Below are 16,405 nucleotides of genomic sequence, written 5' to 3' on the forward strand. Positions count from 1 at the left end.
TCCCATGCAGAAGGTTGAGCGTCCGCTCTTGTCAAAAGCCGACGTTCAGCGCTTGTTCGCGCGGCTTAGCAATCAGTCGAGTTATGACGTCGCCGCTGAGCGGGCAGACCGATATCCTCGTCGTTCAGCTCTCCGTGGGAAACAGGTCGGCCACCGGTGCAAATGGCTGGCCGGTCTCCGAGGCATGGCGAACCTTCCGTCCGAGCACGATGTCGATTGGGATGTTGCGGTCTAGCGCCTCGTACATATCCTTCCCGTCCATGCAGATAACCTTCTTGCCTCGGCCGAAGGCGGCTAGCCCGACATCGGTGAAGCCGCCGAAGCTGACGAAGAGACCGCGCGTCCAGGCGGCCTTGTCGTCGACCTTGCCCTGGAAGCTGCGCAGCTCGTCCGATCCAATCCTGTCCTGATGCCATTTGGCTTCGAGCAGGTAGGTCTCGTGCTTCAGGTCAAAGCTGCCGTCGATCTGCTCACCCATCAGGCTGAAGGGCCTGCGCGCCTTGAGGCCGAATGTGTCGAACAGCACCTTCAGATATTTCTCGAAGGCGTAGCCGCGCGGGCGTGGATCCATTTCCCACAGCGCGTTCAATTGGTCACGTAGCGCCTCGAAGCCCTTCCGGTTGAACACGGGAACGGGTGGTGCGCCGTTGACGTTGCCGCCGCTCTCCAGCCGGCTAACGATCGCGAGCACTTGCCCTTCGGCGAGTGGGGAGGTGTCCTGCTGAGGCTTGCGCCTCATCGCGCTGCGGTATTCGCTCAGCCGGCGGAGCGCTCTTGCGGCGGTCGCATCGTCCACGGCCTTCAGGAAGCAGCGGAGGTGGCTGGCCTTCGATGATCCTTCAGTCTCGTAATCCCCGCCATACAGGTCGACGTCGAACTCGATCTGGAAGAATTCACCCATCGTGCGGTTGCTGAAGTCGAGAACGTATCCCTTGCTCTCGCCGCGGAGGAACTCGTCAATCAGATTGAGCTCGGCGGTCTTGATGCTGCTCATGCGGCTGACTCCGGCTTGAAACGGATGTATTCGCCAATGATCGGGATCAGTCGATCCGACGTCTCCGGCGTGTAGTCCGGGGAATGGCACAGCAGACCGACATCGAACGGCACGGCGGCGGTGTAGTCGTCGAGGGTGAGCATCCTGAAGGGCACCGGCGGCAAGGCGAAGTCGGGATCCAGCCCGCAGAGTGCATGGTAGTCGGGCGACGATCCCATCATGGGTAGGCCGACGCGGGTGAACGACTTCATGTCGAGATAGCCGGCTGTCTTGTCGCCTTTCGGAAAGTAGATCGGCGGGAGGTCGTCCCCCCATCCCTTGGGATACACGTAGGTGAGGTCGCAGATGAACTCGGCGGCGACGGCGTAGGCGAGCCAGCTCCCCAGATTCAGTCCTTCGCTAGCCCGGACGGGTTCGCGGCGGTCCGCCAGCGGCCTACCCACGCGCTTGATCATGTCCACCCAAGAGGGATCGCCCATGCCGAGATCGGCGTGCGCGTCGACGTGGACGACTTCGAGCGGCCCGCTGCCGCCCTCGACAATGTTGCGCATGACGTCGAACGCGCCGTCGTGGTTGGTGACGAACCAGCCGGCGATCGGCGCGCTGCGCGACAGGCCGCACTGGCGCTCCATAAACTCGCGCAGCCTATCCTCTGCCCATGGGTGGAAGGATTCTGCATCCAGACGCCCGCCCTCCGGCCAATGCGCCACGTGATTCAGAAAGGCGTCGAGGTCGATGTCGAGGAAGCGCATCTTCCTGGAGGCGTCCCCGTCGTTGACCATCGGAAGGGCGTCGCCGCCAACGTGCCTCACAGGAACTTCTCGGCCAGGTCGCGTCGACCGCGCGGCTCAGAATGGGTGATCCGCTGATCCTCGAGGTAGTAAAAGCCCGAGACGTACAGATCGTACTTGCCGATCTCTACGCGTACAGAGATCTCCGTCTGGTCATCCCAGGTGTCACGCACCGACGCCTTGCATGTCTCCCCGCGCATCTCGAAATCGAACGAGGGGCTCGCTTTGTCCCACTTGTCGATCGCGGTACGGATGAGCGTGTGGCAGATTGCGTCGCGCTTCTTCTTCGACAGCATGTCCAGCGATGACTCCTTGATCGGACCGAACATGCCGCTGGCGTTCATCGCTTCGAGGATCTTCCGCATGTGAGTGCCGGTATGCTGGTTCACGAACAGCGACGACCGCGATCCATGGGGGGCGCCGAGGATATTGGAGCGGATGTTCCACCAAGTCTCCGCCACCTGTGCACCTGCAGCCTCGGCGGCCGACAGCTGGGCGAACCAGGTCAGGGCGTCGCGGCTGCGAATCGTCCCATCGGCCTCCAGTTCGACGTTCACCGCCACCACGACAACAGGGTGCGCCTGATCAGAATAGAGGGGTTCCTCAAGCCGGTATGCGTCAAGTCCTGGGACGGCTCGCACCGTGTCGACGAGTTTGTCGGCACCTTCGTCAGAATAGGGGCATGTTACAAAGCCGCGAACGAATTCGACCGTGTGGTCAAGCTCTCGGTACGTCGGAGACTCTGTAAGGCTGGCGACGTGCTCTCCGGGATGACGGGGCGGAGCGGTCAGGATGGGATGCCAGTCGGGAAAGAAGTCGGTGGCGTTGCCGAGTTCCTTGATCAGCGCCTCGACTCTCTGCCGGCCGGCCGCCGGATCGTTGAGGCTCTTGGTTAGGTAGCTGATCGCCTTGGCGTTCTGCTGAGCGGCGACCGTCGGGGAGCGGAATTCCATACTAACGCACCTTCACGCGAGAGCTTGATGCAGCGCAGATAGGTTATAATGCGTGAGTATGCAAGTCACGTGAAATAGTAATCTTACGTGATTGGCGCGTGGCTACCGATCGAGCGGCGATGGTGCGGCTCGCTCGACGTGAAGTCAAAGCCGGCATTCCCCAACTACGCGTCGAACGTCCCTTCGTGTCACCAGCGGATATGGGAGTATCGCATTCAAAGGCCAGCTCGGTGAGATCAGTTTATCTTTGCGGTCGAGCGGGAGGCTGATTGAGCGGGGTTGTCAGCTTTGGACAACAGCCGACTTCAGCGAATTGGCCCGAAATGTCGTGATTTGTGAAGGGTTTCGGGCGCTTGCGTACGAAAGCCTCCAGTGCAGGAACCCGCGGGCCCCACGCCCTGGTCTATGGGTAAATGAGCTTTGGGATGGTTCTGGCGGGTGAGCGCTGCCGATCCGGAAGTGCCCCTGTTGGCCCGATCGACGTAATTTGGTGTGGTATCAGATTGCAAGCGAGGTCGGTCTTGCTGGCCGGTGTGCCCTGCACCTGGCTCAGTTCTGGGATGGGCATGCGCTGCATCGTCGGCCAAGACACCATGGGTGTGACCGTCGTGCAGGGTGAGCCATGCCGGATCATGGCGCATGTCTCCGGGTCGGGAATGCTGGCGCTGGTGGTGCGCGCGGTTGGCACCAGCGGGCGAAGGTTTCGATGATGGTCATGTGCCCGCCGCAACATGGGCATGGCGGGCGATGGCTGGGAGGTTCGTCAGGTTCGGGTTCCACGATCGGCGCAGCGACGCCCAGCAGCCTGCGGGCCAGCGCCATGGCATCCTTGTGCGTCGAACTGGCGAGCAGGCCATAGTGACGGATGCGGTGGAAGCCGCGTGGCAGGACGTGGATCAGGAAGCGGCGGATGAACTCGTCGGTTGCCAGCGTCATGACCTGCTGGCGTTCGGCCACGTCGCGACGGTAATCCTTATAGCGGAACGTCACGCCGTCCTCGTCGAAGGCGATAAGCCGCCGGTTCGAGATGGCAACGCGGTGAGTATAGCGCGAGAGATAGGCCAGTACCGCCTGCGGCCCGGCAAAAGGTGGCTTGGCATAGACCACCCAGCGCTTCTTCCGGATCGGCGACAGATACCGCAGGAAGGCCTTGCGTGTCGCAAGGGCCGCCAAGGTGCTAAAGAAGGCCAGCTTGCCAGCATCGAACAACGCGAGCAGCCGGGTTAGGAACAGCCGGCGGAACAACGCCCCGAGCACCCGCACCGGCAGCAGGAAGGCGGGGCGCGACGAGATCCAGCGTGTGCCGTCGAGCGCGATGCCGCCACCGGGCACGATCATGTGCACATGCGGGTGGTGGGTCAGTGCCGATCCCCAGGTGTGCAAGACAGCAGTGATGCCGACCCGCACGCCGAGGTGCCTGGGATCGGCGGCGATGGTCAGCATCGTGTCCGCAGCCGCGCGGAAGAGGACGTCATAGACCACCGCCTTGTTCTGCCAGGCGATATCCGCGATCTCCGCAGGCAGCGTGAACACGACGTGGAAGTAGCCGACCGGCAGCAGGTCGGCTTCACGCGCGGCCAGCCAAGTGCGCGCGGCGGCGCCCTGGCACTTGGGACAGTGCCGATTGCGACACGAGTTGTAGGCGATCCGCCAATGCCCGCAGTCGTCGCAAGCCTCGACGTGACCGCCTAGCGCGGCGGTGCGGCAGTTCTCGATGGCCGCCATGACCTTGAGCTGGCCGAGGCTGAGATGCCCGGCGTGGGCTGCACGATACGCGGGCCCAGCGCTGCGGAAGATATCAGCGACCTCGAGCGAGGCGCGCACGGGTTCAGCCGGGAGGTGCCCTGCCTTCCATCACGGCAACGATCTGGTCGAGCGGACTGCTCACCGCCCGCATGGTCTTGCTCGAAACCTGAGTGTAGAGGCCGGTCGTGTTGATGTTCACGTGCCCCAGCAAGGCCTGGATGACGCGGATATCGACACCCTGCTCGAGTAGGTGAGTGGCGAAAGAATGTCGCAGCGTATGGGGGCTCACCCGCTTGTGAATCTCGGCGCGCTCGGCCGCTTCCTGCACGACGCGGTGCAACTGGCGCGCCGAGATCGGGTCCGTGCCGTTACGACCGGGGAACAGCCAGCCATGTGGCAACATCACCCCGCGCCGCTTGCCTTCGCGCCACCACTGACGAAGAAAATCGAGCAGATGCGGTGAGAGCATGGCGTTGCGATCCTTGCGTCCCTTGCCCTGCTCGATGCGGATCAGCATCCGGGTGCTGTCGATGTCATCGACCTTGAGGTGGGCAACCTCCGAGACACGCAAGCCCGCGCCATAGGCCACGCTGAGTGCTGCTTTGTATTTGATGCCTGGCGCAGCCTCGAGCAGCCGCGCGGTCTCCTCGACGCTCAAAACCACCCGCAATTTGGGCGCGTAATGAAGGACGACAAGCCCCAGCGCCATCTCCGGCCGCTTGAGAGTGATACCGAACAGGAAACGCAGTGCCGATACGGCCCCATTGATCGTTGCAGGCCCAACGGCGCGCTCATGCTGATCGATCTGGAAACGCCGGAGATCTTCGACGGTGGCTAAATCAGGGGGCTTGCCCAGAAAGGTAGCGAAGCGCCGAACATGGCGGATGTAGTCCTTCTGCGTGTGCTCTCCAAAGCCACGCATCTTCATGTCCTGTAACATACGCTGGCGGAGCGAGTTGTTCGGGGCGGCGGTAGTGACAGCATCCATGGTGAGTTCCTTTGCGTTGAAGGAACTCCACGCTCGCAAGGCGACATTGCCGCTCGCAAAGCCTGAACAATACTACGCTACGTCACCCCAAGCGACTCTCCCGCGGAGCGGGTTCGTGCTTTGGTCGGAAACCGCCGAAGGTTTCCACTTAGATCCCTGATATCAAGCGTAAGCTGTTGGTCAGTGAAAATCATGGCTACGGATCGGCAGAACCTGCTCCGGCTCTGCGGTGGTCCTGAACGGCGGCGAGGACAATGTGCGACCGCTCGGAAAGGCTGGGTCGCGCGGATCAGGCCCGCCGCCATGGCTGGCCCCATCACCGCGACCAGGTGCCACGTTGAACTCGGTCCGCCCCACGGAGCGGAGCATCTCGTCATGATCGATGACCCGGTCGCAGATGATGTGAATGACCTCACCTTCCTTCTGCAGCCGGCCGCGCATGGCGATCATCGAGGCTGACATCACCTGCCGCCGGTAGATTTCGAACTTGTTGGGCCAGAGGATGCCTTGGGCCACCCCGGTTTCATCCTCGATCGTGACGAACAGCACGCCCTTAGCCGATCCCGGGCGCTGCCGCACAAGGATAACGCCAGCGACCTCGACATTGCGCCCATTGCGGATCGATTGAAGATCTGCGCACCGCACGATATTCATGGCGTCAAGCTGCGACCGCAGGAAGCTCAGCGGATGCGCGCGCAGCGACAGCTGGAGCGAGCGATAATCCTCCACCACCTCGCGCCCTTCCGTCATCGGCCGCAGGTTAACCTGAGCTTCCTGACCTTCGGCTGAAAATTTCCCCTCCCGCTCGTCGGCCGCGGCAAAGAGCGGCAGTGGCGCTTCGCCGAGCCCCTTCACCTTCCAGAGCCCCTGCCGCCGGTCCTGCGCGATGCAGGCAAAGGCATCGGCTTCTGCAAGCCGCTCGATCGCAGCGCGCGGCACCCGCGCGCGGCGCCAGACCTCTTCAACGCTCTCGAACGGCGCAGGACCACGGGCAGCGACGATCGCCGCGCCATGAAGATTGGCAAGGCCGCGCACCTGCCGGAAGCCAAGCCGCACCGCCCTATAGCGACCGCGTGCGGGCTCGAGTGTGCAATCCCAATGGCTGTGATTGATCGAGACCGGCCGCACCTCGACGCCATGTTGGCGAGCATCGCGCACGATCTGCGCCGGGGCGTAGAAGCCCATGGGCTGGGCGTTCAAGAGGGCGGCACAGAAGACATCGGGATGATGATGCTTCATCCAGGAGGAGGCATAAGCGATCTTGGCAAAGCTCGCCGCATGGCTTTCGGGAAAACCGTAGCTGCCAAACCCCTCGATCTGCTTGAAGGTGCGCTCGGCAAAGTCCTTGGGGTAGCCGCGCGACACCATGCCGTTCACCAGCTTGTCGTAAAAGTGGCTGACCCCGCCGGTGAGCTTGAACGTCGCCATCGCGCGGCGCAGCTGGTCAGCCTCGGCGGGCGTGAACCCCGCGCCGACGATCGCCACCTTCATCGCCTGCTCCTGGAACAGCGGCACGCCCAGCGTCTTCTTGAGCACGGCCTTCAGTTCCTCCTTGGGATATTCCGGCTGCTCCTTGCCTTCACGGCGGCGCAGGTAGGGATGGACCATGTCGCCCTGGATCGGCCCCGGGCGAACGATCGCCACTTCGATCACCAGGTCGTAAAATTCTTTCGGCCTGATCCGCGGCAGCATCGACATCTGCGCGCGGCTTTCGATCTGGAAGACGCCGAGCGTGTCGGCGCGCTGGATCATGGCGTAGACGGCGGGATCATCCTCCTGAAGGTCGGCCATGCCGATGCTGATGCCCTTATGCTCCTCCAGTAAATTGAAGGCGCGGTTCATGCAGCCAAGCATGCCGAGCCCCAGCACATCGACCTTCATGAACTTCAGCGCATCAATATCATCCTTGTCCCATTCGATGATCTGCCGGTCTTCCATGCGAGCCGGTTCGATCGGCACCAGATCGTCAAGCCGGTCCTGAGTCAGTACGAACCCGCCGGGATGCTGCGAGAGGTGCCTGGGCGTGCCAATCAGCTGCCGCGACAGTTCCAGCGTGAGCTTGAGCCGATGGTCATCGGCGTTCAAATTGAGGCTCTCAATTTGTTCCTGGCTGATGCCGTCCATCGACCAGCCCCAAACGAGCCCCGTCAGCATCTTGGTGAGATCGCGCGGCAGTCCTAGCGCCTTGCCGACCTCGGCCACGGCGCCCCGGGTGCGGTAGCGAGTGACCACGGCGGTCAGCGCCGAGCGGGTGCGGCCATAGGTTTCATAAATCCACTGGATGATTTCCTCGCGCCGCTCATGCTCGAAATCGACGTCGATGTCGGGCGGCTCCTTGCGCTCCCCCGAGACGAAGCGCTCGAACAGCAGCTCATGCTTGATCGGATCGATCGAGGTGATGCCGAGCATGAAGCAGACGCAGCTGTTCGCCGCCGAGCCTCGCCCCTGGCAGAGGATGCCGCGCCGTCGGCTTTCGGCAACGATTGCATGGACAGTCAGGAAATAGGGCGCATAGCCCAGCTGATCGATCAGCCGCAGCTCATGTTGGATTTGGTCGTGATAGGCTTTGGGCAGACCATCGGGAAACATCTTCGCGGCAGCTTCGCCCGTTAGCGCCGCCAGCGCCTCCTGCGCGGTGCGGCCTTCCATCACCTGCTCATAGGGATATTGATACTGGATCTCGCCAAGATCGAACCGGCACTCAGCGGCGACATCGGCGCTCGCTTGGATCGCGTCGGGAAAGGCGGCAAAGCGCCGCTCCATCTCGTCCGGCGATTTCAAGTTGCGGTCCATATGGCGCTCGCGCCTGAACCCGAGCCCATCAATGGCGATGCCCTTGCGGATCGCGGTCATGACATCCTGCAGCGGCCGCGCTTCGGGTGTATGATAGAGAATATCGCCGGTAGCGACGCTGCGGACGCCTGCCTGCCGCGCCATGGCATCAAGCCCGTGCAGACGGGCAAGGTCATCCGGGCGACGTCGAAAGGACAGCGCCATATAGGCACGGCGGCCAAAGACATTGTGAAGATCAGTGAGGTTGGCGAGCGTCTCGCTGTCGGGCAGGTCCGGCACCAGGATGGCGATCATGCCTTCGGCATGGTTCGCCACATCAGCCCAGTCGAGCAGGCAGCAGCCCTTGCCGCCCCGCGCCTTGCCAAGCGAGAGCAGCCGGGTCAGGCGCGACCAGGCGAGTCGGTCGGTCGGATAGAGCAGCAAGGCGCGTCCGTCGGTCAGATCGACGCGGGCGGCGGGGATCATCCGGACCTTGGTCGCCTTCTGCGCATCCCAGCCCCGCACCACGCCAGCAACGCTGCCCCAGTCGGCAATGCCGAGCGCCTTGTGCCCCAGCAAGGCAGCGGCGGAGAAGAGCTGCTCGGGCGAGGAGGCACCGCGCAGGAAGGAGAAGTGGCTGGTTACCTGTAGCTCGACATAGCGGGCCATCAGCCGAACATCCCATGCATGTACCAGCTGAGGTCCCCGGTCTGCTCATCGACGCCGTCACCGCGGCGAAACAGCCAGAAGCGCTCGCCGCCTTGCGCCTCCACCCGGAAATAGTCCCGCACTGCCCAGAGCTCCTTGTCATTGCGCCACCATTCGCCATGGATCCGCTCCGGGCCATCGCCCGCCACCACCCGATAGGCTGTGCCGCGCCAGCTGAAGCGGCGCGGCGGATGGTCGGGGAGCAGCGCCACCACGTGAGAGAGCAATTCTGGCCGCTTCAGCATGCGCACCGGTCGCTTCCATGTCGGCCAGCCCAAGGGCTTTGCCAGTGCCTCGACGCGCTGGACCGCGCGTTCGGGTACATCGCTTTCCTGCGAAGACAGGCGGAACGGCGCGTCGGGCTCGATCCGCCCGGCGAGCTGATCAATCAGTGGCGCAATGTCCGGCGGCCTGTCGCTGGTGCCAAGACCAGCCTCCAGCGTCTGCGCTTTAAGTGCCTCCACGCGCGGCGCGGTCAGGCTCATCGCTTCTATGCCAAGCCCTGGATCGATCCGCTCCACCCGCATGCCAAGCATGCGCTTTAGATGCTTGGGTTCCCGCGTCGCGCGCGATGTACCGATCGCCACATGCTGCTCGCTACCATCGACGATTTGGCAGGTGAGGTGGGCGGCTCGCAGCCCGAGGCCTCTCTCCTGAAGCTGTAGGACAAGATCATCGACCAGATCGCCGATGACCTGGGTGATGGCATCCGCCGTGCCGATCGGCTCAAGCAGCTGCCGCTCCACCCGCGGCGCTTCGAAGGGCACGACCGGGATGATCGGCTCAGCCACCAACCCGCGTGCCTGATCGAGGCGGCGGACGGTGGCAAGGCCAAGACGCTTGGCCAGAGGCGCGCGCGGCATCGGATAGAGATCTGCGATCCGCTCCAGCCCAAAACGGGCGGCAGACGTCAGCGCTTCAGGCTCAAGCCGCAGCGCGGCGAGCGGCAGGTCCGCGATCGCCTCGGCTTCGGCGCCGGGCGGCAGCAGCGTAATGGCTTGGCCGCTATAGCGCGCCAGTGCATGGGCAGCACCGGGCGTGCCTGCGACAGCGATGCTGGCGGTAAAGCCCAGCCGCTCAAGGAAGCGCAGCAGACGTTGGCAAAAACGGGCTTCGCCGCCGAACAGGTGGGTGGTGCCGGTAAGGTCCAGCCAGAGGCCATCGCTCCCCGATGGGCAGGTGGTCGGCGTCCAATGGCTGACCGCATGAAGCGCGAGCCGATCAAGCCAGGCGCGATCGGCATCAGGATCGGCATCCCGCACATCGAGGTCGGTTACGAGCGCCCGGGCGTGAGCGGCCGCCATGCCCGGACGCAGGCTTAATCCAAGCGCCACCGGGCAGGCGGCGGTCACCACATCGCGCTGTCCCGTCCGGGTTATCAGGATGGTCGGCTTGCCCCACAAGCTCGTCCAGCCAGGTGCGGGCGCCAAGCGGACGCTGGCGCCGCCTTCATCGGCCGGCATGGCCCTGAACGGATGTTCGGCCGCCTCGCTCCGGCGCCCCATCTCCCGCATGGTTGGACGCTGATGGGCTGGCAGTGCATCGATCTCGCTCTGGCTCGGCCGCTGCGCCTCATCGCGCGCCCAGCGTGCACCCGGTCGCCAGCCGCCGCCACGCGGAACAGAACAAGCGCCGGGATTATCGTCTATCGGCTCGGCTAGGCGGGGAGCGAGCGACGGGCTCGCGCGCTCAGGCCGCTTGGCTGACCGCTCCAGCCGCCGCAGGCGCTCTATGGCGAGCTGGGGCAGGTAGAGCGAGGCGACCCTGGTCATCGCACGCGTCCAGTTCGAGGGAGAAGGGATTGCCATTGCGCTGGCGGACAAGCTCGATCGACCAGCGTGCGCGTCCGACCCCCGGATGGGGGAGAGGCGCCGATGGCACACAGCCGATCCGCCAGCGAGTCATGGCCGAGGACAGCCCGCTCAATGGGCAGCGGTCAGGGATACGATGACGGCGGTAAAGCAGCATCGGCGTCTTGCCGTCAGAGGCCGCCAGCTGCAGCCTCCGCGTTGCTGTCTGGTCGGCGGATTTTACTTCCGCGACAACGCAGGCCAGCGAGCCATCGCGCAGGGCATCCTCAGCCATGGCGAGCACCGCGCTGTCGCTCGTGCCCTGCGCATAGAGAACCTTATCTGGTCCAAGTCCCACCTGTTCAAGGCCTGGTGCATAAAGATCGAACCTGGTGAGCGCCCAGAAGGCGGTAAAGTCAGGCTTGCTGGCGAAGCGCGCGGCCGTGCCAGCCATGAACAGCGTCGCTGCCGCATCATCATTGAGCGTCGGGGAAGCGGCGGCAATCTCGTGCAAGGCCGCGCCGTCCAGCCCGCCATCGGCAAGGCGCTCATCAAGCGCGGCGATGCCAAAAGGCAAGGCTGGGCCACGCGCGCCACGCGCCTGCGCCAACTCAGCCAATAGGGCGGCGAGCGGCGCGGTGCGGGGCTGATCAGATTGGGAAGCAAGGGAGGCCATGGGAACATATCGACTCAGATGTTCCCTTTATGTTCCAGTGTGCCACCAGATTCGTCAAGCGCGATGAATCTCCTGTTTTCGCAATGTTGGGCGTTCCCCGTTCAGATCCTCAGGAGCTCTGTCGTTGCAGCATCTCGCTCGCCACCGAACCAGCGGTCAATCGCGCTAGCGAACAGCGGATCAGGTTCCACCGCTTCGAACAGGGTGAGCGATGACCGCAGTTTTATCGCATCGATGCTGCCGAAGACGGCAACGGGATCGCGGGTCGCAAGCTTCTGCAATGCTTCCACGCAAGCGCGATAGCGGGGCCCAAGCAGCTGGTGATCCAGATAGGCGCGCGCCTCCTCGATCGAAGCGATGCCATAATAGTCCGCGGTGGGGCTGTGCCCCAAGCCACGCAGCTGCGGGAAAACAAACCACATCCAGTGCGTGCGCTTCGCGCCGGCGCGGATCTCGGCCAGAGCCGCTGCATAGCTGTTCGCCTGGGCCTCAACGAAGCGGGCCAGGGTTGCGTCGCTCGTTATCACAGCAACGCTCCTTGCGATGGCGGAGTGCCATAGACCTGGGTGACGGGCAGACTGCCTCGGGGCAGCCAGCGCAGCACATCAGCGGCGGGCACCTCCGGATCAAGCCAGTCGGCCCACTGATCGCGGGTCAAGGGGATGATCTGCCGGTGATGATAGGGCGCGACATCAGGACCTGCATCCATGGTGAGCATCGTGAAGGCTTCCCCCTGCGGGCTATCCCGCCAGATGCCCGCGATGCAGAACCAGCGGTGATCGGCCATGGTGAAGAGCCATTTGTCGAGCCGCTTCTGCTTGGGCCCCGCGGGATCGGTAAACTCGTAAAAGCCGTCGGCAAGGATCAAGCAGCGGTTGGAGGTGAACTCGCGCCCTTCAGACCGGAAATTATAGACGGGCTTGCCCTTGGGACCTGGCCAGCTCCACCGCCGGTTGACCAGCTCGCCTGATCCGCGCTCACCCTCGATCGAGCGGACGATCGGCGCAACATCAGTGATCTTGATGTCCTCCCGCGCGGGCACATTGGGCTTGCCCTCGGGCATCCTGATCTTGATTTTGAGGTCTTCGAAATCCTCGGCGATCGAGGCGATGTTGACCTCCAGCCTATAGTCGTTGCACATCGCTCCTCCTTCTCGCCGCGCTTGCTCCCGCTAATCGTTCCCTGTATGTTCTAGTCATGGACTCGAAAGCAACGCCCTTTGACTCCGATGCGCTCGGGGGCCGCCGCGCCATCATCCGGCGCAATCCCGATACCGTCTCAGAGATTGAGATGATCGAAGCGGCCTGGGGTTCCAATCCGCGCTTCAGTGACGGCGTGCGCTATGAGTTCATTCGATCGGAAGGGCGCACTTTCCCCACCAATCGCTGCCTGGTGCCAGCCTCGGAGTTTCACATCCGCGACAAGAAATTCCGGGTGCGCCTGGAGGATGGCAACTTTTTCTATCTCGCCGCCATCTGGGAACCCGCCATGGGTGAGTGGCCGATCAGCTACCGGATCATCACGGTGGACGCGAACCCGGAGGTGATGCGCTATCAGGAGCGCCATGGCGCGATCATCCAGCGTCGGCAGGTCATGCAGTGGCTGGATCATAAGGCGACGGAAGCTAATCTGTTGGTGACGCCGCCGGTGAAATTGTTCTCGATCGAAGAGATGCCGTCGAAGCCGGTGCAAACCAGCCTAGCACTTTAAGCCGGTCAAAACAGGAATTGGACGCCGCAGTGCGCAACGCACGTCAGCTAAACCTTTATCTCGCTGTGAAGATAGGCATTCATTGCACGCCATCGACAATTGGCGGGAACGACTGTTTCGGGACTAAGCGGTCGTGTGCACACGACATGCCGATCGGCACTTGCTTACCGACCTCGCCGAGGCAGGCCGTTTCGCGCGTCAGACGTCCAGCCTTTCGCAATGCTGCTTGAATCACTTGCTATCAAAGAGATCGAGCAACGGCGTTGCTTCGCGTCAACCAATAGCCAGGAACGAGCGTCGCGTAACGCTGCTTCTGTTCCTCCGTCGCGCCCAGTGTCACCAGCATGAGGGAAAAGGGCGTGTGCTGGCCTTTGCCGGCGGCATCCAAGAAACGCACTCGTCCCCTCAGCAAAAACATGTCGGCATCAATGCTCAGCGTTTCGTGGAACCATGTGGAATCTGTTCGAACGGGAACTAGGCAAACTACAGTCCTTACACGGCCTGAATGCCATTGCTCATGGGCGCGGCGAAGCCACACAAGTAGCCGGGAGAAAGGCGGATTCACAAAGGCTAGATCGCCGGACCATGCATCCGTCAGTCCATCACCGCCCTGAGTGAGCAGGATTTTACGCTTGGCAATGACAGGGCTGTGAATGTTGGCGCATGGGTCGAGATCAACGGGACCAAACGCTGCATAGATGTCTTCCATGAATTCCGGAGGCGTAAAGCGGCTATCGCGATCGACTTTGTTCGCCTGTCCCCAATATGCGCGCTCTGGTGCTCTGCGGCGAGCGCGGGGTGCCACCACGGCGAGCACCTTGATCAAGCTACCGACCGTGGCCTTGCCTTGTTCAAGGCTTGCCACTGTTGCGCGGGACAAACCCGCTTTCGATGCGACGGTCGTAATTGACATGCACCGCTTGCGCCGTGCGGATTTTAACTGTTCGGGTAAGGTGCCGCCTTCACCCAGCCCCATTAAATGGAAGTCTAGCGCGGTCATGACGCTCATGACCGTTTCGAGGCTGCCTATACCGCGCTCTAGCCGCTTCACCGCCTGAACGCTGACGCCCGAACGCGCCGCCAGCGTCGCCTGCGACCACCCTCTTTGAAGCCGAGCCTCCCTTAGATGATCGATCAAAATCTGATACCAACTGAGATCACATATTGCTCTATTGCTGATCTGATTGAGGGGCACAAGTGGGACATTGTGCTCTGTCGGCTTCGGAGCACCACTGCGTCGAAACCGTACCTCAAGCAGCAGCGGGCGTGACGTCCGTCCTTGACGACTTAGCCGACATTCGACTGCCCGAAGCGGCTCGCTGAAACTTGCCGTTTGTTCATCAGGCTGTCGCGGCATAGCGATCGACCATTACTGGGACACTTCTGCTGTTCGCCGACGACCGGGCGAACGGCAGATCTTATCAGCAAGCTGCTGATCTCGGTATCATCAACGAGGTGGCAGAGGACGCCTTAGGTGCCGCCAAGCGCTCTGCGGCTGGTATTCTCGCGTGCAGCCCGATGTCGGTTCGCGCAACCAAGGAGGCCACGCAGCTGGGGCTCTCGACGTCAGTCGAACGAACTCCTCGGCGGATGGGACTATCCGGCGACGAGGGCGATGCTCGCGGACACCGACGCAGTGGAAGATACCCGCGCTTTCGCTGAGAAGCGCGCCCCCAGATGGCAGGGGCGCTGACTTGCTCGGCTGCCACTAAGGTGCGATGGGTAGGCCTCTTCCACGACTTACGGCGACGGGGCATCCAAGTGAGCACCCGTCAAGGCCGCCGCCAACTTGCCTTCGATGGGATGGGCGAGAGCCGACGCTTTCGCACCGGCTCTCGCATGCCATCACCGGTCCCAGATCAGCCCGGTGGAACAGTTCACAAGTGAACGCTCCCCGCGAAACTGCAGCCCTACTCCGCCAGACATCAGCGGGCCAGCAGAGACTATCGTGCAAGCAGCATCAATGGGCAGAGGACAGACCGAGGATAGAGACTGGCCGACCAGCTCCATTGCGCTGGCCTTGTCCAACGGGGCTCCATACCAAACAAGCAGGTCGCCATGCTGCTCGAACCTGCCAGGCGCGGCGACCTCAGCCTCAACGCACCCGTTGCGCCAGAATACTGAGGCGTAGACTGGGCCATCCTCTGCCGTGAGCGTGATGAATGTGTCATAGCCGGTCGCAAGACGGGCGAGGATATCCTCCTGCCCTTGCGGTGCGTGGCGAATAATCGCTGCAGCGAACGCGTCGATCTCACCATCCGCCCCAGAAAGTCGAAGAGTGTCGCGACGCTCGCGACGCCCTTCATTGTCCAACGCAATCCAATAGGGTCTCATCTTCCCATCAATGAACGCCGGAATATAGTCGAGTGCAATTCCAAGACGCAAAGCCTCGTCAATCGCATCGTATTCGACGTAGAAGGAAAGGCGCTCTTGTTCCCGCTGATGTTCTAAGTCGACCGCTATCGCGTTGATGGCAATCCCAGATGGATTGGCTGCGACCTCGGCCTCAGCCATGCGGCGCACTGCCTTAACTTGGTCCGCGATCGCATGACGGCGCTTCCACAGAGCCTTCATATCAGCCACCATCGACCTGGCCAGAGCATTGACCTGCTCCGGGGTAGCCGAGCAGAAGCGTTCGGCCTCGGTATCGTCCGCCCAGCGCTGCAGAACGACGCCACCAGCTTCTGCAAAGGGCGGAAACTTGAGCAAGTACCGCGCATCGCGGTCAGCAATGAAGGCTGGTGACGGAAGACCCATCCGCCGCCAAGGCTGGCGCTGAACAGCTTGTGAGATGGTGTCGCGCAGCAATTCAAGATTGCGGCCGTGCGCGTCACGGCGCACTGTCTCCATCGCAAAAAGGCCGTCCCGGCCTGCATCGGTCACCCAGATCTCCGCGCCAATCCGTACCGTCCCAGCCGATACAGAACAGACAGTCGTCCCAAACGGCATCGTGAATTCGTGATCATCACCGAGCGCCGCGAGCAGATCTTCGCCGAGACCAATGATCGCTCTGTCGTCCAGTGAGTCGATGACATCCGGTCCATCTTCACTGCGGCTCTGCCGCAGGTCCACCATCATCGCCGCCACCAGAGCGGCCGCCAACGAAGTTCCGTTGGCTAGCTTCATTGCTCCCAATGCTGCCTGGAATTTCTCCAGCAGGGACACTTCAAACAGTTCGTTTAGGATGCTAAACATCTTCATAATACCTCATTTTCCTATCATTGGCATTTGCCAATCTTTCAGAACCGACCAATCACTGGTCGACCTTGCGATGGAA

Annotated in this window: 13 protein-coding genes; 1 reads left to right on the forward strand and 12 read right to left on the reverse strand. The window is 62.5% G+C overall.

The genetic code is table 11. The features are described 5' to 3' along the window. Window positions 1–124: 124 nt before the first annotated feature. The 10 genes from ACYU8T_RS04185 to ACYU8T_RS04230 form a co-directional block, all read right to left on the reverse strand. Window positions 125–994, reverse strand: a complete 870-nt coding sequence (locus tag ACYU8T_RS04185) for a restriction endonuclease (protein WP_461158594.1) — start codon at window positions 992–994, stop codon at window positions 125–127. After that, window positions 991–1,776 (reverse strand): hypothetical protein, encoded by a 786-nt coding sequence (locus ACYU8T_RS04190; protein ID WP_461158595.1) that lies wholly within the window; start codon window positions 1,774–1,776, stop codon window positions 991–993. The genes ACYU8T_RS04185 and ACYU8T_RS04190 overlap by 4 nt, the downstream gene beginning before the upstream one ends. Window positions 1,777–1,802: 26 nt before the next feature. Beyond that, window positions 1,803–2,738, reverse strand: a complete 936-nt coding sequence (locus ACYU8T_RS04195; RefSeq protein WP_461158596.1) for a hypothetical protein — start codon at window positions 2,736–2,738, stop codon at window positions 1,803–1,805. A 630-nt stretch (window positions 2,739–3,368) separates the two neighbouring features. Continuing rightward, a complete protein-coding gene (locus tag ACYU8T_RS04200) occupies window positions 3,369–4,562 on the reverse strand; it encodes an IS91 family transposase (RefSeq protein ID WP_461158597.1) in 1,194 nt (397 codons plus the stop codon). Between the two features lie 4 nt (window positions 4,563–4,566). Then, window positions 4,567–5,472: a tyrosine-type recombinase/integrase gene (locus ACYU8T_RS04205; RefSeq protein WP_461158598.1), complete on the reverse strand. Its 906-nt coding sequence runs from the start codon at window positions 5,470–5,472 to the stop codon at window positions 4,567–4,569. A 180-nt stretch (window positions 5,473–5,652) separates the two neighbouring features. After that, window positions 5,653–8,913 (reverse strand): error-prone DNA polymerase, encoded by a 3,261-nt coding sequence (locus tag ACYU8T_RS04210; RefSeq protein WP_461158599.1) that lies wholly within the window; start codon window positions 8,911–8,913, stop codon window positions 5,653–5,655. Then, a complete protein-coding gene (locus ACYU8T_RS04215) occupies window positions 8,913–10,724 on the reverse strand; it encodes a DUF6504 family protein (RefSeq protein WP_461158600.1) in 1,812 nt (603 codons plus the stop codon). Before ACYU8T_RS04215 ends, ACYU8T_RS04210 begins: the two co-directional genes overlap by 1 nt. Then, window positions 10,642–11,418, reverse strand: a complete 777-nt coding sequence (locus ACYU8T_RS04220) for an ImuA family protein (RefSeq protein ID WP_461158601.1) — start codon at window positions 11,416–11,418, stop codon at window positions 10,642–10,644. The genes ACYU8T_RS04215 and ACYU8T_RS04220 overlap by 83 nt, the downstream gene beginning before the upstream one ends. Before the next feature lie 101 nt (window positions 11,419–11,519). Beyond that, on the reverse strand, window positions 11,520–11,942 hold the full coding sequence (locus ACYU8T_RS04225; RefSeq protein ID WP_461159747.1) for a DUF1810 domain-containing protein: 423 nt from the start codon (window positions 11,940–11,942) through the stop codon (window positions 11,520–11,522). Then, complete coding sequence (locus ACYU8T_RS04230) at window positions 11,942–12,559, reverse strand: SOS response-associated peptidase (protein ID WP_461158602.1); 618 nt, start codon at window positions 12,557–12,559, stop codon at window positions 11,942–11,944. Before ACYU8T_RS04230 ends, ACYU8T_RS04225 begins: the two co-directional genes overlap by 1 nt. 56 nt (window positions 12,560–12,615) lie before the next feature. Here ACYU8T_RS04230 and ACYU8T_RS04235 point away from each other — a divergent pair, with 56 nt between their 5' ends. Next, window positions 12,616–13,128: an SOS response-associated peptidase family protein gene (locus ACYU8T_RS04235; protein WP_461158603.1), complete on the forward strand. Its 513-nt coding sequence runs from the start codon at window positions 12,616–12,618 to the stop codon at window positions 13,126–13,128. Between the two features lie 241 nt (window positions 13,129–13,369). On the opposite strand, the gene ACYU8T_RS04240 is transcribed toward ACYU8T_RS04235, so the two are convergent. Both ACYU8T_RS04240 and ACYU8T_RS04245 read right to left on the reverse strand, forming a co-directional pair. Beyond that, entirely contained in the window at window positions 13,370–14,266 is an 897-nt protein-coding gene (locus ACYU8T_RS04240; RefSeq protein WP_461158604.1) for a DNA N-6-adenine-methyltransferase, read from the reverse strand. Between the two features lie 707 nt (window positions 14,267–14,973). Beyond that, window positions 14,974–16,329: a hypothetical protein gene (locus ACYU8T_RS04245; RefSeq protein ID WP_461158605.1), complete on the reverse strand. Its 1,356-nt coding sequence runs from the start codon at window positions 16,327–16,329 to the stop codon at window positions 14,974–14,976. Window positions 16,330–16,405 lie beyond the last annotated feature (76 nt).

It is taken from the genome of Sphingobium sp. TomMM35A, from assembly GCF_054771735.1.